General features: G+C 70.6%; 20 protein-coding genes. 15 read left to right on the plus strand and 5 right to left on the minus strand.

Annotated features, from left to right (window positions below):
- Window positions 1-2: 2 nt before the first annotated feature.
- The 8 genes from murD (at window position 3) to dnaJ (ending at window position 10,389) form a co-directional block, all read left to right on the plus strand.
- Complete coding sequence (gene murD, locus GF068_RS29285; RefSeq protein ID WP_153822773.1) at window positions 3-1,349, plus strand: UDP-N-acetylmuramoyl-L-alanine--D-glutamate ligase; 1,347 nt, start codon at window positions 3-5, stop codon at window positions 1,347-1,349.
- On the plus strand, window positions 1,346-2,713 hold the full coding sequence (ftsW, locus tag GF068_RS29290; protein ID WP_338046622.1) for a putative lipid II flippase FtsW: 1,368 nt from the start codon (window positions 1,346-1,348) through the stop codon (window positions 2,711-2,713). Before murD ends, ftsW begins: the two co-directional genes overlap by 4 nt.
- Complete coding sequence (gene murG / locus GF068_RS29295; RefSeq protein ID WP_338046623.1) at window positions 2,710-3,834, plus strand: undecaprenyldiphospho-muramoylpentapeptide beta-N-acetylglucosaminyltransferase; 1,125 nt, start codon at window positions 2,710-2,712, stop codon at window positions 3,832-3,834. Before ftsW ends, murG begins: the two co-directional genes overlap by 4 nt.
- Window positions 3,834-5,255 carry a UDP-N-acetylmuramate--L-alanine ligase gene (murC, locus tag GF068_RS29300; protein WP_153822812.1) on the plus strand — a complete coding sequence of 474 codons (1,422 nt, stop codon included), beginning with the start codon at window positions 3,834-3,836 and terminating at the stop codon, window positions 5,253-5,255. The genes murG and murC overlap by 1 nt, the downstream gene beginning before the upstream one ends.
- The gene (locus GF068_RS29305; protein ID WP_153822774.1) at window positions 5,252-6,178 is read left to right on the plus strand and encodes a cell division protein FtsQ/DivIB; all 927 of its coding nucleotides are present in this window, start codon (window positions 5,252-5,254) and stop codon (window positions 6,176-6,178) included. The genes murC and GF068_RS29305 overlap by 4 nt, the downstream gene beginning before the upstream one ends.
- Window positions 6,179-6,332: 154 nt before the next feature.
- Entirely contained in the window at window positions 6,333-7,655 is a 1,323-nt protein-coding gene (ftsA, locus tag GF068_RS29310) for a cell division protein FtsA (RefSeq protein ID WP_153822775.1), read from the plus strand.
- Between the two features lie 166 nt (window positions 7,656-7,821).
- On the plus strand, window positions 7,822-9,153 hold the full coding sequence (ftsZ, locus tag GF068_RS29315) for a cell division protein FtsZ (RefSeq protein ID WP_153822776.1): 1,332 nt from the start codon (window positions 7,822-7,824) through the stop codon (window positions 9,151-9,153).
- Between the two features lie 114 nt (window positions 9,154-9,267).
- Entirely contained in the window at window positions 9,268-10,389 is a 1,122-nt protein-coding gene (gene dnaJ / locus GF068_RS29320; protein ID WP_153822777.1) for a molecular chaperone DnaJ, read from the plus strand.
- A gap of 9 nt (window positions 10,390-10,398) precedes the next feature.
- Here dnaJ and GF068_RS29325 read toward each other — a convergent pair whose 3' ends face one another.
- Genes GF068_RS29325 through GF068_RS29335 form a run of 3 tightly spaced genes read right to left on the minus strand, consistent with a single transcriptional unit; the run spans window position 10,399 to window position 12,648 of the window.
- Window positions 10,399-11,595, minus strand: a complete 1,197-nt coding sequence (locus tag GF068_RS29325) for a PrsW family intramembrane metalloprotease (protein ID WP_153822778.1) — start codon at window positions 11,593-11,595, stop codon at window positions 10,399-10,401.
- A 4-nt stretch (window positions 11,596-11,599) separates the two neighbouring features.
- The gene (locus tag GF068_RS29330) at window positions 11,600-12,418 is read right to left on the minus strand and encodes a hypothetical protein (RefSeq protein ID WP_153822779.1); all 819 of its coding nucleotides are present in this window, start codon (window positions 12,416-12,418) and stop codon (window positions 11,600-11,602) included.
- On the minus strand, window positions 12,415-12,648 hold the full coding sequence (locus tag GF068_RS29335; protein WP_153822780.1) for a DNA gyrase inhibitor YacG: 234 nt from the start codon (window positions 12,646-12,648) through the stop codon (window positions 12,415-12,417). Before GF068_RS29335 ends, GF068_RS29330 begins: the two co-directional genes overlap by 4 nt.
- Window positions 12,649-12,696: 48 nt before the next feature.
- On the opposite strand from GF068_RS29335, the gene GF068_RS29340 reads away from it, so the two are divergent.
- Window positions 12,697-14,496: a hypothetical protein gene (locus tag GF068_RS29340; protein ID WP_153822781.1), complete on the plus strand. Its 1,800-nt coding sequence runs from the start codon at window positions 12,697-12,699 to the stop codon at window positions 14,494-14,496.
- A gap of 3 nt (window positions 14,497-14,499) precedes the next feature.
- Here GF068_RS29340 and GF068_RS29345 read toward each other — a convergent pair whose 3' ends face one another.
- Window positions 14,500-15,882 (minus strand): trypsin-like peptidase domain-containing protein, encoded by a 1,383-nt coding sequence (locus GF068_RS29345; RefSeq protein WP_153822782.1) that lies wholly within the window; start codon window positions 15,880-15,882, stop codon window positions 14,500-14,502.
- 42 nt (window positions 15,883-15,924) lie between these two features.
- Window positions 15,925-17,007: a hypothetical protein gene (locus tag GF068_RS29350; protein ID WP_153822783.1), complete on the minus strand. Its 1,083-nt coding sequence runs from the start codon at window positions 17,005-17,007 to the stop codon at window positions 15,925-15,927.
- A 91-nt stretch (window positions 17,008-17,098) separates the two neighbouring features.
- Between GF068_RS29350 and tsaB the strand changes: the two genes are divergently transcribed.
- From tsaB to GF068_RS29380, 6 genes are all read left to right on the plus strand, one after another.
- Window positions 17,099-17,812 carry a tRNA (adenosine(37)-N6)-threonylcarbamoyltransferase complex dimerization subunit type 1 TsaB gene (tsaB, locus tag GF068_RS29355; protein WP_153822784.1) on the plus strand — a complete coding sequence of 238 codons (714 nt, stop codon included), beginning with the start codon at window positions 17,099-17,101 and terminating at the stop codon, window positions 17,810-17,812.
- 17 nt (window positions 17,813-17,829) lie between these two features.
- Entirely contained in the window at window positions 17,830-18,516 is a 687-nt protein-coding gene (locus GF068_RS29360; protein ID WP_153822785.1) for a Crp/Fnr family transcriptional regulator, read from the plus strand.
- 325 nt (window positions 18,517-18,841) lie between these two features.
- A complete protein-coding gene (locus GF068_RS29365) occupies window positions 18,842-19,663 on the plus strand; it encodes a tetratricopeptide repeat protein (RefSeq protein ID WP_153822786.1) in 822 nt (273 codons plus the stop codon).
- Window positions 19,660-20,181, plus strand: a complete 522-nt coding sequence (locus tag GF068_RS29370; RefSeq protein WP_240807538.1) for a helix-turn-helix domain-containing protein — start codon at window positions 19,660-19,662, stop codon at window positions 20,179-20,181. Before GF068_RS29365 ends, GF068_RS29370 begins: the two co-directional genes overlap by 4 nt.
- Window positions 20,178-20,927, plus strand: coding sequence for a DNA repair protein RecO (gene recO, locus GF068_RS29375; RefSeq protein WP_338046624.1), 750 nt, complete (start codon window positions 20,178-20,180; stop codon window positions 20,925-20,927). Before GF068_RS29370 ends, recO begins: the two co-directional genes overlap by 4 nt.
- A 284-nt stretch (window positions 20,928-21,211) precedes the next feature.
- Window positions 21,212-21,556, plus strand: a complete 345-nt coding sequence (locus GF068_RS29380; RefSeq protein ID WP_153822787.1) for a hypothetical protein — start codon at window positions 21,212-21,214, stop codon at window positions 21,554-21,556.
- The last annotated feature ends 123 nt before the right edge of the window (window positions 21,557-21,679 follow it).

The raw sequence follows: 21,679 nt of genomic DNA on the forward strand, positions 1-21,679 counted from the left end.
CGATGGAACTCGCGGGCAAGAAGGTCCTCGTGATCGGGCTCGGCCGCAGCGGCATCGCCGCGGCGCGGCTCTGCATCGACAAAGGCGCGCGGGTCGAGGTGACCGACGCGGCGCCACGCGAGCGTTTGTCCAGGGAGGCCCTCGCCCTCGAAGCCGCGGGCGCGACGCTCACCGCGGGCGGGCATCCGCCCTCGCTCTTCGACGGGACCGACCTCGTCGTGATCTCGCCCGGCGTGCCCTCGTTCCCCGCGCTCGAAGCGTTCGAGAAGGCGGGCGGCGAGGTCATCGGCGAGATGGAGCTCGCGGCGCGGTTCTTCGTGGGGACGCCCATCGGGCTCATCGGCGGGACGAACGGCAAGAGCACGACGACCGCGCTCGTGCACGTGATGCTCGAGGCGTCGGGGAAAAAGGCCTTCATCGGCGGCAACTTCGGCACGCCTCTCGCCGAGGTCGTCGGGCAGAGCTTCGACGTGATCGTCCTCGAGATCTCGAGCTTCCAGGCCGAACGCGTGCCGACCTTGCACGCGCGTGTCCACGTGCTGCTCAACATCACCGACGATCACCTCGATCGATACCCGAGCTTCGAGGCGTACGCGAACGCCAAGGGCAACCCCTTCGTCAACATGGGGCCGGACGACGTCGCCGTGATCGAGTCCGGCGACAAACGCCTCCGTCGCCAGGCCGAGCGTGGCGACGCCAAGATCGTCACGTTCAGCGGCCACTCCGCGGATGTCTACGCCGACATCGAGGGAGGCGCGATCGTCGACAATACCCGCGGCGCGCGGTACCCACTCTCGATTCTCCGGATCAAGGGCGCGCACAACATCGCGAACGCGTGCGCCTCCATCGCTGCCGCGACCGCCATCGGCGCGACCGAGGACGGCATCCGCGCCGCGCTGGCCTCGTTCGAGGGGCTCGGCCATCGAACCGCGCTCGTCGGAGAGCTCGACGGTGTCCGGTACTACGACGACTCGAAGGGCACGAACGTCGGCGCCTCGGTCGCCGCGCTGCGTGGCCTCGCCGAGGACAAGGCCGTCCTCATCGCGGGCGGCAAGGACAAGCTCGGCGCGTACGAGCCGCTCGTCGAAGCGCTCCGCCAGAAGGGCCGCGCCCTCGTGCTCATCGGCGAGGCGGCCGATCGTATCGAGGCCGCCGCGAGGGGCGTGCTCCCCGTCGCGCGCGCCTCGTCGATGGTCGAGGCCGTGCGCGTCGCGCGTCGGTTCGCGAAGGCGGGGGACGCCGTCCTGCTCAGCCCGGCCTGCTCGAGCTTCGACATGTTCCGCGACTACAAGGATCGCGGCGACCAATTTGCCCAGGCGGTCCAGTCCATGCTGGAGGTGCGGTCGTGAGCAGCAGCGCCGTCCTCTCGGGCAACGTCGTCGGCGAGCGCCGCCATTCGAGCGCGCCTCCGCCGAGGAACCGGCTCCTTCCGCCGAGTGATCCGCCGCCCGCGCCGCCGAAGAACGAGCCGCGCGCGTCGCGCAACGGCAGCGCGGGGAGCGGCGTTGCCTCGCTCCTCCGTTCGAGCAAGGCGGGCCCCGTCGACTCGGTGCTCGCCGCCGTGGTCATCGCCCTCGTCGGCTTCGGCGTGGTGATGGTCTACAGCGCGAGCGCGATCGAGGCGACCGTGAAGTACCACGACGCGCAGTTCTTCCTGAAGCGCCAGGGCGTCTACGCGCTCGTCGCGCTCTGCACGATGTGGCTCGTGAGCCGCTTCGACTACCGCAAGATCAAGCCCTTCACGTACCCGATCCTCGTCGCGGTCACGATCATGCTGGGCCTGACGATCATCGGCCTCGGCCACAAGGCGGGCAACGCCTACCGCTGGATCGCGATCGGCCCCGTGCACATCCAGCCGGCGGAGACGGCCAAGCTCGGCATCGTCCTCTGGCTCGCGTATTCGCTCTCGAAGAAGGCCGACAAGATCAAGAGCTTCTCCGTCGGCTTCTTGCCGCACCTGATCGTCGTCGGCGTCTTGATCATGCTGCTCCTGAAGCAGCCCGACTTCGGCAGCGCCGTCGTGCTCCTGTTCCTCACGTTCACGCTGCTCTTCGTGGCGGGCGCGCGCCTGCCGTACATCGCGGCCTTCACGGCGCTGCTCGGCATGGGCGCCGCCGCGCTCGTCGCGTTCAGCGACTACCGCTACCGGCGCTACCTGGCGTTCATCGACATGGACAACCACCGCCAGGACCTCGCCTATCAGCCCTTCCAGTCCGTCATGAGCTTCGGCTCGGGCGGCTTCTCGGGGCTCGGCCTCGGCAAGGGCCTGCAGGTGCTCTACCTGCCCGAGGCGCACACGGACTTCATCAGCGCGATCATCGGCGAGGAGCTCGGCTTCCTCGGCATCCTCGGCCTCGTCAGCGCCTACCTCGTCATCGTCGCGCGCGGCGTGAAGATCGCCCTCGAGGCGCACGACGACTACGGCAGCTTCATGGCCTTCGGCATCGCCACGCTCTTCGGCGTGCAGGCGCTCGTCAACCTCGCCGTCGCCATGGCCATCCTGCCCACGAAGGGCCTCACGCTCCCGTTCATGAGCTACGGCGGCTCCTCGCTGCTCGTGAACGCGGCCGGCGCGGGCATCCTGCTCAGCATCAGCCGCCCGCGGACGAACGAGGTCCCGGAGGACAAACCCGCGCCCGTGCGGACGAGCGAGGGCGCGCCGAGCGCGTCGGTCCTCGTCGCGACGGAAGCGCAGGAAGGGGCGAGCGCGTGACGACCCTCCTCCTCGCAGGCGGCGGCACGGGCGGACACGTCTTCCCGATGCTCGCGGTGGGCGAAGCGATCCGCGCCTCCGATCCTTCTGCGCGTGTCGTCTACGTCGGCACCGCCCGCGGCCTCGAAGCGCGCGTCGTGCCCGAGCAGGGCGGCGAGCTCGAGCTGCTCGACATCCTGCCCCTGCGCGGCGCTGGTTTGTCCGGCTTCCTGAAGGGCGCGCAGCACGCCATGGCCTCGATCCCCGCGTCGCGGGAGCTCGTCCGCCGCCTCGCCCCTTCGGCCGTCCTCTCCGTCGGCGGCTACGCGGGTGGCCCCGTCTGCCTCGCCGCGCGCACGCTCGGCGTCGCCGTCACCGTGCTCGAGCCGAACAGCGTGATGGGCCTGTCGAACCGCCTGCTCGCGCCCTTCGCCGTCCGCGCGTACACCACGTTCCCCGAGGTCGATCGTTTCTTCCGCCCGAGCATCGTGCGCCGCCTCGGCGTGCCCCTCCGCAAGGCCTTCGCGCCCGCGTCGTACGAGGCCCAGGAGGACAAACTCTCGATCCTCGTCCTCGGCGGCAGCCAGGGCGCCAAGGCCCTGAACGAGACCGTCCCGCGCGCGATCGCCAAGCTCGGAGGCCAGGTCCCCGGCCTGCGCGTCACGCACCAGACCGGCCGCGAGCGCGAGGCCGAGGCGCGCTCGCTCTACGAGTCGCTCGGTTTGTCCGCGGCGGCCGAGGTCGTCCCCTTCATCGACGACATGGCCCGCGCGCTCGCCTCGGCCGACCTCGTCATCGCTCGCGCCGGCGCCTCCACGCTCGCCGAGCTCTGCGCCGTCGGCCGCCCCGCGATCCTCGTCCCGTATCCCTTCGCGGCCGACGATCACCAGCTCAAGAACGCGCGCTCGCTCGAGAAGCGCGGCGCGGCCGTGGCGCTGCCGCAGGCCGATGCCACGGTCGATCGCGTGGCGGACGAGATCCTCCGGCTCGCACGTTCGTCAGAGCGCCGCGCCTCGATGGCGCGCGCCGCGGCCGAGATCGGCGCGCCCGACGCGGCGAAGGCCGTGGCCTCGGATCTGCTCGAGCTCGCGCGTGTGCGGGAATCGAAACGCCGGGAGAAGGCCCGGGGAAAGACGACATGATGTTCCGCGGGCGCGTCCGGCACATCCACTTCGTGGGCATCGGCGGCGTGGGCATGAGTGGCCTCGCGGAGATCCTCCGCTCGCTCGAGTTCGACGTCTCCGGCTCCGACGTGAAGAGCGGCGGGACCACGCAGCGCCTCGCCTCGCTCGGCGTGCGCATCGACATCGGCCACCGCGCCGAGAACGTGCGCGGCGTCGACGTCGTCGTGTACTCGAGCGCCATCCGCCCGGAGAACCCCGAGCTCGTCGAGGCCCGCGCGCTCGGCATCCCCGTCATCGGCCGCGCCGAGATGCTGGCCGAGCTGATGCGCGTGAAGTACGGCGTCGCCATCGCGGGTTCACACGGGAAAACCACGACGACCTCCCTCGTCGCCACGGTCCTCCGCCACGCGGGCCTCGACCCCACCGTCGTCGTCGGCGGCAAGATGGCCGCGCTCGGCTCGAACGCGCGCCTCGGCGCCGGCGACCTGCTCGTGGCCGAGGCCGACGAGAGCGACGGCTCCTTCTTGCGCCTGACGCCCACGATCGCCGTCGTCACGAACATCGACCCCGAGCACCTCGATCACTACGGCACGCACGAGAAGATCAAGGACGCCTTCGTCGAGTTCGCCGCGCGTGTGCCGTTCTACGGCCTCGCCGTGCTCTGCCTCGATCACCCCCACGTGCAGGACATCTTGCCGCGTATCCCGCGCCGCCACGTCACGTACGGCGTCTCGCCGCACGCCGACTACTGCGCGCGTGGCATCCAGTTCCGTGGCCTCGAGACGAGCTTCAACGCCTACAGGCGCGGCCAGCCCCTCGGCGGCTTCACCGTGAGGATGCCCGGCGCGCACAACGTGCTGAACTGCCTCGCCACGATCGCCGTCGCCGACGAGCTCGAGGTCCCGCTCGACGTCACCAAGCAAGCCCTCGCCACGTTCGGCGGCGTCGCGCGTCGCTTCACCGTCGTCGGCGTTCATCAAGGCGTCACGCTCGTCGACGACTACGGCCATCACCCGGCCGAGATCCGCGCCACGATCGAGGCCGCGCGCCGTGCCTACCCCGACGACGCGCACCGCATCGTCGTCGCCTTCCAGCCGCACCGCTACACGCGCACGAAGGACCTCTTCGACGACTTCACCCGCGCCTTCAACCTCGCCGACGTCCTCTTCGTGACGGACATCTACCCCGCGGGTGAGGCGCCGCTGCCCGGCGTGAGCGCCGAGCGGCTCGTGCAGTCGATCCGCGAGCACGGCCATCACGACGCCACGTACGTGCCGAACAAGGCCGAGCTGCCCGAGGTCATCGCGAAGGTCACGCGCCCCGGCGACATCGTGATCGCCCTCGGCGCGGGCGACATCAACAACATGCTGAAGGGCCTGCGCGCGCGGCTCGAAGGCGCCCCCGAGGCCCGGCCCGCGAGCAAGGAGGGTGGTCCATGAGCGACGCCCTGCCCACGAACCGGAGGCTCAAGAAGCCCTCGACGCCGCCGATCGTTGCTGCTCCAAAGGATCCGGAGCCGCAACACGACTCGCCGCCGCCGCCCGGGGCCACGACGAGCACGATCCGCCCGCCGAAGCCGAAGCCCGCGAGGCGCCTGTCGCTCCCGCGGCCGAAGCTCCCGCGCGCGCTGTCGCTTTTTCTCGGCGTGATGATCGTCCTCTCGGCCTCGATCGCGGTCGCCTGGGGCGCGCGGCGTTACATCATGACGAGCCCGCGCTTCGCGATCCGCACGGTGCTCGTCGACGGAAACCGCCGCTTGCCCGCCGAGCATGTCGCCGGCGCGGGCGGCGTCACCGTCGGCCGCAACATCTTCGAGCTCGACCTCGAGACCGCGGGCGCCGCCGTCACCACCGAGCCCTGGGTCGAGAAGGCCATCGTCACGCGCACGCTCCCGAACACCGTGCGCATCACGGTCGTCGAGCGCGAGGCCTGGGCCGTGGCCACGATCGGCGGCGATCTCTACCTCGTCACCCGCGACGGCGACCCGTTCAAGCGCGTGGCCGAAGGTGACCCGATCGACCTGCCCTACGTGACAGGCATCACGCCCGAGAAGGTCGCCGCGGACCGGCCCGGCGTGGTGAACGCGCTGCGTCGCGCGCTCGACGTGGTCGAGGACATGGATCGCGCGGGCATCAGCAAGCGTTACCCCATCCAGGAGGTCCACCTCGAGCGCGACGGCACGATCGTCATGACGATCGGCAAGGACGCGATCTCGCTTTACCTGGGCCAGACGAGGTTCCGCGAGAAGATCGAGCAGGCCGCGCGTGTCTTGCTGGAGCTCTCGAAGCGCAAGGCCAACCCCTCGGTGATCTTCCTCGACAACGAGGCGCACCCCGAGCGCGTCGTCGTGAGGATGCGATGAACTCGCGCGTGACGTCGTCCTACGCTCGGGGCTTCGGATCGCCTTCGGCGTCCTGCGCCCCGAACCCCGTCTCGAAATTTGGCCGTCGCCCGCGGCCCATGTCAGCGTCGCCCTGCTTCGAGAGGCGCATGGCCTCCGTATCGGGTGGACGCGAATGAAGAGCAGGATGGACCAGAGCGAGATTGTCGTTGGTCTCGACATCGGGACGACGAAGGTGTCTGCCGTCGTCGGCGAGGTCGACGACGATGGCATCACCATCCTCGGCGTGGGCAATGTCCCGTGCCGCGGGCTGCGCAAGGGCATCGTCGCGAACATCGACTGGACGGTCCGGTCGATCGCGGAGGCCATCGAGGCCGCGCAGACGATGGCCGGCGTCGAGATTCGCACGGTGTATGCGGGCGTCGCGGGCAACCACATCCGCGGCCAGTCCTCGGACGGCGTGGTCGCCGTGGGCGCCGGAGAGGTGACGGACGTCGACGTGGACCGCGTCCTCGAGGGCGCGCGCGCCATTCCGATCGACGCCGACCGGCAGATCCTGCACGCCCTGCCGCGCGAGTTCACGGTCGACAACCAGGACGGTATTCGTGACCCCGTGGGAATGAGCGGCGTTCGCCTCGGCGTGAAGGTGAACCTCATCACGGCGGCCACGTCCTGCGTGCAAAACGTGGTCCGTTGCGCCGAGCGTTGCGGATTGACCGTGGCCGACGTGGTCCTCGAGCCGCTCGCGAGCGCCGAGGCCGTCCTCTCGGAGGACGAAAAAGAGATCGGCGTGGCCGTGATCGATATCGGCGGCGGTACGACGGATTTGCTGATTTACGTGGACGGCGGAATCGCGCACGCGAGCGTGATTCCGGCCGGCGGGAACAACGTGACGGCGGATCTCGCGGCGGGCCTGCGCACGCCGATGGCCGAGGCGGAGCGGCTGAAGCGTAATTTCGGCTGCGCGCTCGGGCGGATGGTGGCGGACGACGAGGAGGTCGAGGTGCCGGGCGTCGGCGGGCATCCGCCGCGCAAGGTGCCTCGCCGGGTGCTCTCGGACATCATCGAGCCGCGGATCGAGGAGATCTTCGCGGTGATCCGCAAGCGGATCGAGGACGCGGGCCTGCTCGATCAGCTCGCGGCGGGCGCGGTCCTCACGGGCGGCGCGGTGCTCATGGAAGGCATGAGTGAATTCGCCGAGGAGATCCTGGGTATGCCGGTTCGTCTCGGTGTACCGGTCGGGATGCGTGGAATCACGCAGCTCGTGGCGGGCCCGCAATATGCCACGGGCGTGGGGCTGCTCCACTACGGGGCGAGCCAGCTCCGCCAGGCGCGCGAGCCGCGCGTCCTCGTGGAGTCGTCGCCGCCGCCGCCGCGCCAGACCGCGCCGCGCGTGACGGCGCCATCGAGGCCGGATCGACGGGAGATGCCCGAGGAGTCGGTCGTCGAAAAACGTCAAGGGGGTCGGTTCTGGAATTGGTTGCGCGCAGCTTTCTGAGCTGACGCACGAGGGTAAATTTCGTAAAACGAAGTCGCGATACGGAAAGACTTGAGTGATTGATAGGCGGTTTCGCGGGGGAGAGGCACCCCACGGAGTCGCCCTCGGGAGCAGGCGAGGCTCCCTTGGCCCCGAGCGGCCGGAAAGAAATCCCGGGAGGCGTTTCATGAGTTTCTCCATCGAGTTTGCCGACGAGCATGCGGGTTACGACGCCCGGATCAAGGTGATCGGCTGTGGCGGGTCGGGCGGCAATGCCGTCAACACGATGATCAACTTCGGCCTCGAAGGGGTCGAGTTCCAGGTCGTCAACACCGACGCGCAGGCGCTGTCGGCGAGCATCGCGCCCATCAAGGTGCACATCGGCTCGAACGTGACCCGCGGCCTCGGCGCGGGCGCCGATCCCGAGAAGGGCCGCAAAGCAGCGCTCGAGGACGTCCAGCGCCTGAAGGAGCTCATCCAGGGCGCCGACATGGTGTTCGTGACCGCCGGCATGGGCGGCGGCACGGGCACGGGCGCCGCTCCGGTGATCGCTCAGCTCGCCCGCGAGGAAGGTTGCCTCACCGTCGGCGTCGTGACGAAGCCCTTCTTCTTCGAGGGCAAGCAGCGCGCGCGCCGCGCCGAGCAGGGCCTCGCCATGCTCTCCGAGCACGTCGACACGCTGATCACGATCCCGAACCAGAAGCTGCTCTCGCTCGGCGACGAGGAGCTCTCGTTCGTGGACGCCTTCCGCAAGGCCGACGAGGTGCTCTACCAGGCGATCAAGGGCATCAGCGACCTCATCACGCAGAACGGCATCGTCAACGTCGACTTCGCCGACGTGAAGACCGTCATGAGCAACATGGGCCGCGCGCTCATGGGCACGGGCTGCGCGAAGGGCCAGGGCCGCGCGCGCCTCGCCGCCGAGATGGCCATCACCTCGCCGCTGCTCGACGACATCTCCGTCGAGGGCGCGATGGGCGTGCTCATCAACGTGGTGGGCGGTCCCGACATGCGCATGCGCGAGATCGAGGAGGCCGCGACGCTCGTGCAGGAGCAGGCGCACGAGGACGCGAACATCATCTTCGGCGCGACCATCGACGAGACGATGGGCGACATGATCAAGGTGACCGTCATCGCGACGGGCTTCGACATCATGATCTCCGACGCCGCGCAACAGGCCGCGGCCGCGAGCGGCCTCCTCACGGGCGCGCGCACGCCGCAAGCGATGCCGATCTCGACGGCGCCCTCGCTCTCGAGCGCGCTCTCGGGCGCCCTCACGGGTGGGTCGCGGTCGAACCCGCCGCCGCTCTCGGCGCCGCAGCGCAGCGCGCCGCGCGAGCCGCAGCGCGAGGAGCCGGCCTACACGGTGCGCGGCGGGCGCCAGGCGCCTGCCCAGCAGGCGGCCCCGGCCTCGCTCTCGTCGGGCGCGTCGGGAGCGCCTTCCCGCGAGCGCGCGACCTTCGTCCCGCCGCTCGACGCAGACTGGGACACGCCGGCGTTCCAGCGCCGCGGGCAGTGATCCGGCCGGGGGGGCGGGCCTGCCGGGTGTGCCGGCTTGGTTGACAGCCCCCAGGGGCGACTTATCGTCTCACGGCCCTGCGGCCTGTTCGGCCGCCCCCCTGTCGCCGCGATCATGAGTCAAAAACGGGATTTTTACGAGGTCCTCGGGCTGTCGAAGGAAGCTTCGACCGACGAGATCCGCAAAGCGTACAGGGCGGCTGCCCTCAAGAACCACCCGGACCGCAACCCGGGCGACAAGGAAGCCGAGGCCCGCTTCAAAGAGGCCACCGAGGCTTACCAGGTCCTCTCGGACGACCAGAAGCGCGCTCGGTACGACCGCTTCGGCCACGCGGGCGTCGAAGGCATGCCCGACATGGGCGGCCAGGACATCTTCACGCACTTCCAGGACATCTTCTCCGAGCTGTTCGGCGGCTTCGGCGGAGGTGGCTTCGGCGGCCAAGGACAACGTCGCTCCCGCGGCCCGGCCCGCGGGCAGGACCTGCGCGTCGAGCAGCGCCTCACCTTGCGCGAGGCGATGACCGGAACGAAGCGCGAGGTCGTCCTGCGCACGCCCGTCGCCTGCGAGGAGTGCCAGGGCAGCGGCGCCAAACCCGGCACGAAGCGCAAGACGTGCGGCGTGTGCGAGGGCGCCGGCCAGGTGTCCACCGCGCGCGGGTTCGTCATGTTCACGCAGACCTGCCCCGAGTGCCGCGGCGAGGGCACGGTCGTCAAGACCCCGTGTACCTCGTGCCACGGCCAGGGCGCGGTCGAGAAGTCGCGCAAGGTCGTGGTGAACTTCCCCGCCGGCATCGACGCGGGCCAGCGCCTCCGCGTGCCCGGACAAGGCATGCCCGGCGCGCTCGGCGGCCCGTCCGGCGACCTCTACGTCGACGTCGACCTCGTGCAAGACGAGCGCTTCGAGCGCGACGGCGCCGACCTCGTGACGCGCGCCGTCGTCTCCTTCGCCACCGCGACGCTCGGCGGCTCGTCCGAGATCGAGCTGCCCGACGAGAGCAAGGTCAGCGTCGACATCCCCGCGGGCACGCAGCCCGGCGAGGTGATCACCGTGCGTGGCAAGGGCATGCCGCGCGTCGACGGCCGCGGCCGCGGCTCGCTCCAGGCGGTCGTGCAGGTCCAGGTGCCGAAGCAGATTTCGGCCCGCGCGCAGGAGCTCTTGAAGGAGCTCCAGGCCGAGCTCGGCCACGAGCACGAGGACGAGGGCGCCGAGGCCAAGGCGGCGGCGACCTCGTCCTGACCTACCGCATCAAGCGTCCGACAAACCCAACCAAGCCCCGAGACAAGCGAGCCCGAACGCGAGCGGCGCGCACGCCAGCGCGATCACCACCGCCACCGGCGCCGCCAGCCCGAGCAACACGATCGTCCCGCCGATCGCCAGCAGCGCGCTGATCGCCGGCTCGAGCACGCTCCGCGCCGCCGACGCGCGCGCCACGATCCACCCCGCGAACAGGAACGACAGGAGCGCCGCGCTCGCCAGGAGGAGCAGCGGCGCGATCGCGTTCGACGCGTCCCTGTCGATCGCCGTGAACTCGAAGCCGAGCCTGCGCCCGAGCACCACGGCGCCCACGAGCATCGCCGTGATCACGCCCGTCGTCACGAGCATGCCGAGCCCGATCCAGAAGAACGAGATCCCCCGGTCCGAGCGCTTCATCGCCTCGCGTATCGCCTTGAGCGACGGCGGCGCGAGCGGGTGGCGGCGCGACTTCTTCGGCTCGCGTTCGCGCTCGCGCTCGTGTTCGCGGGGCTCGACCTTCGCCTTCTCCGCGTTACGCGCGAGCACGTCGCGCCACCCGAGCACGGCGATCACCGCGCCGGCCACGATGATCGGGATCGTCGCGAGCACCGACGCCGGCCCTCGGGCGAACGCCACGTGGTGCGCGACCGCGTTGCCCGCCGCGGCCAGCACCCACGCGCCGTTGAACCAGCCGCCGCCCATGCGGCCCTGCGGATCACGGCCGAGCGCGAAGCCCCACCACGTCGCGAGGCTCGTCGCCGCCACCGTCGTGAGCGCCGTGCGCGCCGGATCGACCAGCGAGAACGGCCGCCCGATCAGGAACAGCGCGCTCTTCAGCGTCATGAACCCGAGCGCCGCCGCCGCCGCGTACATGATCACGTCCACCGGCCGGTGTTGCCCCACGCGCAGCCGGAACGCGGGCGTCGCCGCGGCGACCTTGAGCCCCTCCTCGAGCGGCGCGGCCACGAGGTAGGCGTACACGAGCGCCGCCAGATCGATCCCCACGACCTCCTTGCGAGGCCCGAGCACGCCCGTGAGCGCGCGCTCGAGCAGCTCCGCCGGCACACACGCGAGCATGCCGAGCGCGAACGTCGCGACGACGGAGCGAGGGCTCGACGGTCGGAGCTGGTCCCGCGAGGCGAACCCCACGGAGAACGCGACGGGCGCGAGCAACGCGAGCAGGCCGAGGAGGATCTGGAGGACGAACAACGTTCTAGAAGTGGAGCCCCAGCACGGCGGTGCCGGTGACCGCGGCACCGTAGCTCGAACCTTCGGCCTTGAGCACCTCGGCCTGCGCGCGCTGGAGGCTCGTGATGTTCGGGTCGCTCTGGATCTGCGTGACCTGCGAGGGATCGAGGCCCGGCCGCGTCAGGCCGAGCAGCTCGGCGCTCGCGCTCACGCCGAGGGAGAAGATGGGCGTGATGTAGTAGTCGAGCCCGGCCTGACCGCGCACGTAAAACCCGTGGATTTGCGTGTTCTGCAGCGCCTCGGCGGCCGCGCCGCTCTGCAGCGCGCTCTTGAAGCTGCCGAGCGCCGTGTAGCCCGCGCCGAGCTCGAAGTGCGGCTCGAGGTTGCCGAGCGGCAGGTGCAGGCCGAGCTCGCCGCCGACGCTGAAGAGGTCCCACGCTTGGAAGAAGCCCACGCGGCCGCGCGCGCCGAGCGTGATGAAGAGCAGCCGCAGGCCGAGGCCCGCGCCGACCACCGGGCCGCTCGACTGCGTCTCGATGAACCCTGCGCTGAAGTTCTGCTCGTCGATGTTGAAGGTCCGGAGCCCCACGTGCTGGAAGCCGCCTTCGGCCTCCAGGTAAAACCACTCGAGCCCGCGGCCCGAGTCGCTGCTCTTCGCGTCGTCGAGGTCTCGCTGCGTCTCCGACGCGGCCGGCGCCGCCTGGGCCTGCATCGGCGGCGGCGGCGCGAGCCCTCCGGCCGACATGTCCTGTGCGTCTGCGGTTTGAACGTAAGCCAAGGATACGAGCAAGACCGCGGAGGCGAGCGTCATCCCGGCGAGCCGGGTCGTGCGTTTGTTCGTCACGTTTCTTCGTCTCCCTTCGCTTCGTCGAAGTCGTCCTCCCTGAGCGCCCCCTCGCCCTCCAGCATGCTCGTGTCGACGGGCGGGCCTGGCACGCGGTAGCCGCCCGTGAACCAGCGCTCCAGGTCGAGCATCTTGCACCGGGCCGAGCAGAAGGGCCGCGCCTTGTTTTCGGGCCCGAGCACGGCCTCTCGGCCGCACTGGGGGCAAACGGGTCGGGAGGACGCTCCCATGATGGCGCTAACGTAGCAGCCTCCCGGGCGAGCATGTAGCCTCGCTCCATGCGCTCGTGGAACACGCCCGCGGCATTCGTGCTCGCCGCGGCGCTCCCTCTCGGATGTGCGGGCCGCGCAGCTCTCGACCCGACCCTCGGCGACGAAGACGCCGGCGCCGACGCTTCCGTCCCGCCGATCGAGGCCAGTCCGCCCCCCGCGGCCGCCCGCGCCGACAAGCTCGATCTTTTGCTCGTCGTCGACAACTCGCGCAACCTCGACGCCGCGCAGGGCCTGCTCGTCGAGACCTTGCCTTACCTGCTCGACAGGCTCACGCGCCCGGCGTGCGTGAACGGCTTCGGCACCATCGTCTCGGAGACGGAGAGCGTCGACGAGCCTTGCCCCATCGGCGTGCGTGACTTCGCGCCTGTCACGGACATCCACATCGGCGTCATCTCCACGAGCATCGGCGGGCACGGCGCGGACATCTGCAGCCCGACGAGCGCGACGTTCGACCCCACGGCCAACGATCGCGCGCGCCTGCTGAGCCGCGCCGCGAGCGGAGGCGCCGTGCCCACGTGGCAAAACAAGGGCTTCCTCGCGTGGGATCCGGCCCAGGTGATGGACCCGCCCGGCGACGCGGACCTCGGCTCGTTCGGCGCGAAGCTCGCCGAGATGGTGGGCGGCGTCGGCACGAAGGGTTGCGGCTACGAGGCGCAGCTCGAGAGCATCTACCGCTTCCTCGTCGACCCCGAGCCGTACCTCGACATCACCGTCGACGGCAACAAGGCCGTGCCGAGCGGCGTCGACGACGTCCTCCTGCAGCAACGCGCCGACTTCCTCCGCCCGGACTCGCTCGTCGCCGTCCTCCTGCTGACGGACGAGGACGACTGCTCGACGCGTGACGGCGGCCAGTACTACGTCGTCAACCAGGCCGTGGGCGCCGACGGCAAGCCCTTCCGCATGCCTCGTGCTCGCAGCGTCTGCGCCGCGTCCCCGGACGATCCTTGCTGCGTCTCCTGCGCGCAGACCACGCCGGCCGGCTGCGTCCCCGCCGAGTCCGACCCCGCCTGCGCGACGCCCGCCGAGCCCCTCGAGGATCCCATCAACCTGCGCTGCTTCGACCAGAAGCGCCGCTTCGGCATCGATTTCCTCTACCCGATCTCGCGCTACGTCGACGGCTTCGGCAGCAAGGTCGTCGCCAACCGCGCGGGCGAGCTCGTGGTCAACCCGCTCTACGAGGGCGGGCGCCCGAGCGAGCTCGTCTTCTTCGCCGGCATCCTCGGCGTGCCCTGGCAGGACGTCGCGGTGGATCCCAAGGCGCTCGCGACGGGTGTCCGGCCCGCGATGGAGATCGACTGGCGCCTCGTGCTCGGTGACCCCGAGACCGGCGAGCCGCCGGCCGATCCCCTGATGTTGCCCTCGATCGATCCGCGTGAAGGCTTCCACCCGCTCACGGGCGCCCCGGTCGCGCCGCCCTCGGCCTCGAGCGCGCTCGAGAACCCCATCAACGGCCACGAGCGCGTGATCGAAGGTCGCGACGACCTCCAGTACGCGTGCATCTACCCGCTGCGCGTGCCCAAGGCGTGCATGGGCCAGCCCGACTGCGAGTGCGCGGGCGTGGACGCCCCGACGAACCCCCTCTGCCAGAACCCCGACGGCAGCTACGGCGCCACGCAACGCTTCGCCCGCGCCGTGCCCGCCACGCGCCCGCTCGCCGTCATGAAGGAGCTCGGCACCCAGGCCGTCGTCGCCTCGATCTGCGCCGACAAGGTCGGCTCACCCGCGCAGCCGACCTTCGGCTACAGGCCCGCCGTCGACGTCCTGCTCCGCTCCATCCGCCGCAGGCTCGCCTCGCCCGACGGCTGAACGTCAGTCCACCCGCACCGCCGCGTACAGCGCCTCGCCGTCGCGCCGCAGCCGCACGAGCAGCGTCCCCGGCCGCTTCGCCTTGTCCACCACGTGCAGGAAATCCTCGCCGCCCTGGATGGCCTTGCCGTTCACCTCCAGCACCACGTCGCCGACCTCGAGCTCACCCGCCGCCGCGCCGCGTGGATCGAGCCCGTCGATACGCGCCCCGCCTCCGAACGCGTCGCTCACCGACACGCCCACCGTCTTGCGCGGGCCGACGTCCTCCGGCTTCGGCGCCTCCTTCTCCTCGGCGTCCGGCTTCGCCAGCACCACGCGCTTGACCTTCTCGTCCGCGCCGTGCCGGACCACGAGCCGCATCGACGCGCCTGGCTTGCGTTGCCCGAGCATCCGCGCGAGCTCCGACGCCTGCTCGATCGCCTCGCCGTCCACCGACAGGATCACGTCGCCCGGCTGGATGCCCACCCGCGACGCCGGCCCGTCCGGCTCCACGTCCGTCACGAGCGCGCCCGCCGGCCCGGGCAGCGAGAGCGCGCGGGCGAGGTCGTGCGAGATCGCCTGGAACGCGACCCCGAGCACGCCGCGCGAGACGCTCCCCACGTCGCGTAGCTCCGGGATCACGGCGCGCACGTCGTCGATGGGGATCGCGAAGCCGATGCCCTGACCACGCGCGTGGATGACCGTGCTCACGCCGACCACGCGCCCGCGGCCGTCGAAGAGCGGGCCGCCGCTCGAGCCGGGGTTGATGCTCGCGTCCGTCTGGATGAGGTGATCGAAGGGGCCGAGCCCGAGCACGCGCTCCTTCGCGCTGACGATGCCGAGCGTCACCGTGTGCCGCAGGCCGAAGGGGCTGCCGATGGCCACGAGGTAGTCGCCCACGCGTAGCACCTCGCTCGTGCCGAGCTCGGCCACGGGCAGGCCCGACGCGCCGCGCATCGCGAGCAGCGCCACGTCGAGCTTCTCGTCCTCGCCGAGGATCTTCGCCTCGAACTCGCGCCCGTCGGCGAGCTGCACGCGCACGCGCTCGGCGCCGTGCACCACGTGCGCGTTCGTCACGACGAGCCCGTCGGGGCTCACGATGAAGCCCGACCCGAGGGATCGCTCGATGGAGCGCGACGTCCCGCCTGCGCGCACGCGATGCGGATCGCTGCGCGCCTCGGCGCCGCGCGTGGCAGCGATGCTCACCACGGTCGGCCGCACGTGTTCGACGAGGGAGGAGATGTCGAGCGCGAGGCCCCGCTCGCCCGGCGGCGCCGGGGGCAACGCCGTCACCGTCGTCTGCGTGAAGACGCTCTCGTGGGGGGTCGCATCGGCGCGGTTGCTGCAAGCCGGGACCCCTTGAACGAGGGCCAGGCCCAGCGTGAAGGCCAGCGCGGAGGACGTCATGGACGGCACGTAAAGCCGTCGCCTTGGGTCGCAAGCGAGCAGCTACCCGCGCGTGATCTCGACTCGCAGGAACTCGACCGTGATCTCGACGTGACGCCCGCTCGTCTGCGTGAACGAGGCGACGCCGCGTTTGCCCTCCCAGCGATGCGCCAGGCCAAACGCGCCTGCGCCGCTCGTGTCCTCGGGCGCCTCCGTGTCGCTGAGCTCGACCGTGAGCTTGAGGATCTGCTTGCCAGCCGTCACCGAGCTGCCTTGCAGCGCGAAGGTCCCGCCGCGGAGCAGGAGCGTCGTGTTCTTGATGGCCTTCAGGAGGTGCGCGGGCGGGCTCGGCGCGAGGGGCTCGACGCCCGTGATTTTTCCCTCCTCGCTGACGATCAGGGCGACCTCGATCGACCCGCCCTTGCCGACGGGCAACTTCCCCCACGCCGCGTCCGAGCCGCCGGCCATCGGCAGCGCGCGCGTGAACGCCCGCCCCAGGTCCCGCACGGACGAGGCCCCCGCGCTGCCGAACGAGCCTCCGCCGCTTCCGGGTTCGGTGTTTGGTTTGCCCGTCGTGTCCCCAGGCGTTCCGGACGCGATTTTTTCCTCCCCGTCGGGCACCTTCGCGCTCGGGGTCGCGGGTTTTGTTGGCGCGGTGGTGTTCGAAACCACATCGGTCGAGGATTTCACCTGCGCGCGGGGGGCGGACGGCTTGGAGGAGGTCGTTTCATTTTGAAAGTCGGGTTTCGAAGTGTCGGCAGGGCTCGTGGGATCCGGCGCAGGCGTCTTCGGCTTGGGGGGTGGGGTCCGCGCCGTTGAAATTGGCTTCGCGGGAGCGGGTTTTGGCGGATCCGCCGGGGTTTTTGCAGCAGGGGGCTCCGAGGGCTCGTTCGGCGTCTCGGGCGCGGGGGCCACGGGCTCGCCCGACCCGCCGAGCGTCTCGCTGCCCGTCACGTCGACCTCGTGTAGCTCCCCTCCGATCGGCGCGGACGTCGTGCCGGCCCACGTATCCGCGGGGGGAGCGAGCTCCTCCGGCGCCGGCCGCGGCGGCCGGAGCCCGGCGGCCGCGAGGAACGACGCGTGCGCCAGGATCGACACGACGACCGCGCCTTGCATCACCCATGTGCTCGATCCGTCGCGCCCCATGCCGGTTGTCCTCGCGCCTTCGCGCTCGTAGTGTCCGTCTCGCAGGACAACGCCCGCGCGTCCACGTTCCCCGGTTCCCCTCCAAGGTATCATGCGGCTGCTCGCCATCTCCACCTCCACGCCTCGCGGCAGCGCGGCCGTCTTCGACGGCGACAGGCTGCTCGGCGCGTCCGTCTACACGGACCTCGCGGGCCACGCCGAGCGTATCTTCCTCGCGGCCGCCGAGGCCCTCGCCGCGGCCGGCGCCGCCGCCGCGTCGATCGAGGCCTTCGCTTGTGACATCGGCCCCGGCTCCTTCACGGGCGTCCGGGTCGGGGTCGCGGCGGCGAAGGGCATGGCCCTCGGCCGAGGCGCCCCGCTCGCCGGCGTGGGTTCACTCGAAGCCATGGCCGCGGACGCCTTCACGAGCGGCCGGGCCGGTCCGCACGACCTCGTGGTCGCCGCCCTCGACGCCAAGAAACAAGAGCTCTTCCTCGCCGCCTTCGACGCCACCGGCGCCGTCTGCTGGGCCCCGCGCCACGTGCCGCGCGCCGAAGCGGCCGCGCTCGTGCTCGCCGGCCCGGGCGCCTCGCTCCCGCCGGGTGGCCTGCTCCGCGTCGTGGGTGAAGTCGCGGCCGAAGATCCCGCGCTCGCGCCCTACCTCCTCCGCGCGCCCTCCTTCGACCTGCCCGACGCCGTCGCCGTGGGGCGCGTCGCGCTCGGGCGCCTCGCCGCTGGAGCGGACCGCTTCGACCCCGAGCTCGTCGAGCCGCTTTACGTCCGTCCGCCCGACGCGAAGCCGATGGCATCGAGCGGGCCCGGCTAGGTAGACTCGCGCTCCCGATGGTGGACCTTCCCGACCAAGACCCCGAGGCCGCCGAGGCTGCGCGTGTGCTCATCGCGCGGTTCGGCCGCAGCTTTCAGCCCGGCGAGGTGATCTACCGGGAGGGTGAGCCTGGCACGGAGGCGTACCTGCTCGAGGAGGGCCGCGTGCGCTTGCTCAAGAAGGTGCGCGGCGCCGAGCGCAGCTTGATGGTGCTCAAGCCGGGTGATCTCTTCGGCGAGTCGGCCCTCTTGCCGGGCGCCGAGCGCTCCTCGACCGCGGTCGCGCTCTCCGCCGGCCTCGCGCTCGCGATCGACCAGACGACGCTGCAGAACCTGCTCGAGCACAACGCCGGCATCGCCTCGCGGATCGTCAAGCAGCTCGTGCGCCGGCTGCGGGACGCCGAGGATCAGATCGAGCTCATCATGCTCACGGACGTGCAGTCGAAGATCGTGAGCGCGCTGCTCAAGCTCGCCCAGCAGGCCCGCGAGCCTGGGGGCACGAGCGCGCTCTTCTCCGTCTCGCCGATGGAGCTCGCCACGCGCGTGGGCCTCGACGTCGACACCGTCAAGCGCAGCGTGCAGAAGCTCCGGGAGGGCCAGTACATCCGCGTGGCGGACGAGCGGCTCGAGGTCCCGGACATCGAGGGCCTGCGCAAGCTCTACGCCTTGCTCGGACAGAAGGACGAGGTCGCGAGCGAGGCCTGATCCGTCCCGCTCGGGGACAAACCGGCGTCGTGACGGCGCCAAACCTGCCCGCATACCACGCTTCGCGTCCCGCGCGCCACTTCTACCTTGCGCGGGCGAGTTTTCTCGAGCCGGAGCGGGGGTCTTCGCGTCTTTTGCTGGTTGACGCTTCTTCCAGCCTGGGTTACCCAAGTTTTCCCGGGCGCTTGGCCCGGATTTGGGCCTCGGGGCGAGCCTGGGGGCGGATCGGGAGGGCCCTTCTCCCAGGAAACAAGGGCATCTCGGTCGACGAGGACGCATGATCCAGGGGCAAACGAGCAAAAAGCAGGGCGTGAGGTCGCGCGGGATGCGTGGCCCTGCGGCGCTTGCTTGCTCGGTCTTGCTCCCGGTCCTGCTTCCGATCGTGGTGGTGTTCGGGCCGGCTTGCGGCGGCGCGCAGGAGCGGGCCGACGTGGTCGACGCGAAGGCGCGGGCCGAGTACGACCTCGGGCGCGAGTCGTTCGAGGCCGGGCGGCTGCGCGAGGCGCTCGGCCATGTGCAGGCCTCCCTTCGAATCGACGAAACGAACCCCGACGCCCACTACCTCGGGGCCGTCATTCTTTTGGCATTCTGCGCGGCGGACGAGACGTCGAGCGACTGTCGGTTCGAGGAGGCGGAGCGCCACGTGCGCGCCGCGCTCGAGCATGCGCCCGACATGCGGGACGCAAAGAACGTGCTCGGCGTGATTCTCGTGCATCGGAAAAAGTACGACGAGGCCATCGCCGTGCTGAAGCCGCTGGCCGAGGACATTCTTTATGGTTCCCCGGAGCAGGCCTGGGGAAATCTCGGTTGGGCATATCTTTCGCGTGGCAGTGTCGACGAGGCCATCGACGCGCTTCGGCGGTCGCTCGCGGCGCAACCCTTGTTCTGTGTCGGTAACTACCGGCTCGGGCTGGCGTACGAGAAAAAAGGCGAGCTCGCGCTTGCGCGAGAGGCCTTTACGCGGGCGCTCGAGACGGATAAACCTCAGTGTCAGAGGCTCCAGGAGGGCTTCGCCGCCCGCGCTCGCGTGGCGGCAAAACTCGGGCAGCAAGACCATGCCCGGGAAGATCTCGAGCGATGCCGCGACGTGGCCCCGGCGACAGTGGCCGGCAAACGTTGCGCCGCGGAACTCGGATCGATGCAATGAGTTTTTGCGCGGCATTTCATGAACGTGCAAAAAGGGAGTCAATCCAATCGATTGAACGAACGGGTGAAGTAGGGATGGAGTCGATCGGCCGCTACCTGAGACATGCCCGTGAGACGAGGGCGATGAGCGTGGAGGAGGTCTCCCGCGCCACCCGGATCCCCGTCCCCTCGATCGAGCGAATCGAGGCGGATCATTTCGATGATTTGCCAGGCGAAGTGTTCGTCCGAGGGTTTCTGCGAGCGTACGCGAGGGCCGTCTCGCTCCCCGTCGAGGAGGTGCTCGCCCGTTATACCGCGAGCCGCCGCGTCGCCGTGGTCACTCCTCTTCCCATTGCCTCCCCCGCCGGCGGTTCCCAAGGAAAACGCTTCGGCGTGGCGATGGCGTTCGTGTTGCTCCTGATCCTGTTCACGCTGGCCCTGAGCATCGTGATGCGGCCGCGCGGGCACGATATGCCCCCGGAACTGTCGCAAGGGGGGGACTCGCAGAGCGTTTCCTCCAGCCCCATCCTCGGGGCGTGACCGAGCCAAGCGGGAGCCGCCGGGCGCGGAGCGCCCTCCTCAAGAAGATCCTGCGCACCGAAGCGCTGCTCGTCCGCCGGGTCCCGGTGGGCGAGGCCGATCTCATCGTCACGCTTTTCACCGAGGCGCGGGGGATCGTGTCCGCCGTGGCGCGATCGGCGCGCCGATCGAGCAAGCGGCTCGTCGCGCTGGAGCCGATGCACCTCCTGCGCGTGACGCTCGAAGAGCGCGAACAAAAAGACCTGGCCGTGCTCGGCGAGGCCTCGATCGCGCACCCACGCATGCACCTCGTCGCCGCGCTCGATCGCCTGGAGGCCGCCGGCAGAGCGCTGCGCTGGATCCGCTCGGTCGCGCCGCCGGGCACGCGCGAGCCGGGGCTCTTCGCCACGGTGAACGAGCTGCTCGACGCGCTCGACCAGCCCGGCGCCACACGCTCGCCCGACGCAGAGCTCGCGACGTCCGGGCTGCGTTTGCTCTCCGATATGGGCTTCGGCCTGGTGCTCGATCGTTGCGTGCGCTGCAGCCGCGTCTGCCCCGCGGAGGCGCCCGCGTGCCTGGATCCGCTCGCCGGTGGGCTCGTCTGTCGCGCGTGCGGAGGCGCGCGGCTCGTCTTGCGGGCAGACCTGCGGTCGCGGGTCGAGGCCGCCTGCGCCGGTGATGACGAATCGCTGCGCGAAGAGGATACGCGGATCGTGGTGGACCTCGTGGAGGCCGTGATCCAGGCGCACGCCGGGCCGACGAAGTAGGGGCGAGTGATGGGTGAGGAAATCGTCGATTCATGCGTCCATTCGCTGGGCAGACCTGCCGAGGACCCGGAGCGCGCGCGGCTCGCGTTGCGCGCGGCCGACGCGCTTTCGGCACTCCCTCCCCGGGCCCTCGATTCGGCCGTGGAGGACACGACCCGGTCCCTCGATGCATCGGAGCGCGCGCGTTTCCTTCGTGATCTCGACGGTCTCGCGATGGCATGCACTGGATCCGGACCCGCGCGCTGCGCGCGGCGGCGCTGCGCGCGCTCGGTATGGGGTGACCATTGAGCTCCAATCACTTCATCACGGTGTCGCGCGCCGGCGACCTCATGGCTCGCCGGAAGGGATACCCGCCGGTCCGCGTCGCGACGGCGGCATCGGGCATCGAGGTGGACACCGACGAGGCCGCGCGGGCGCACGGCGCTCCGGCGGTCGTCCGCGTCTCCTTCGCGCACGGCGGACGCAACCGGGAGCTCCGGGTGATGGCCGTGGAGGCGGACGGCATCTCCTACGACCCCGACGCGTTCCTCGCGCGGTTCGAGGTGCGCGCGTTGACGCTCGGCCGCTGGTTGCGCGCCGCCGTGGAGCGGGCCCTCGACCAGGCGGCGAGCAGCAGGTCACCGCGCTAGAGCGCCGATCAGTTCCACTTTCCCGTTCATTTCGAGTACTTGCGCGAGGGGGATCGACAAGCGCCATCAGGCATGATCCACTGCACGCGGCTCGCCCAGCCGACGGAGTGGATCCCTGTGTCG

It is taken from the genome of Polyangium spumosum (assembly GCF_009649845.1).
In the GTDB taxonomy this organism is placed as follows: Bacteria; Myxococcota_A; Polyangia; order Polyangiales; family Polyangiaceae; genus Polyangium; species Polyangium spumosum.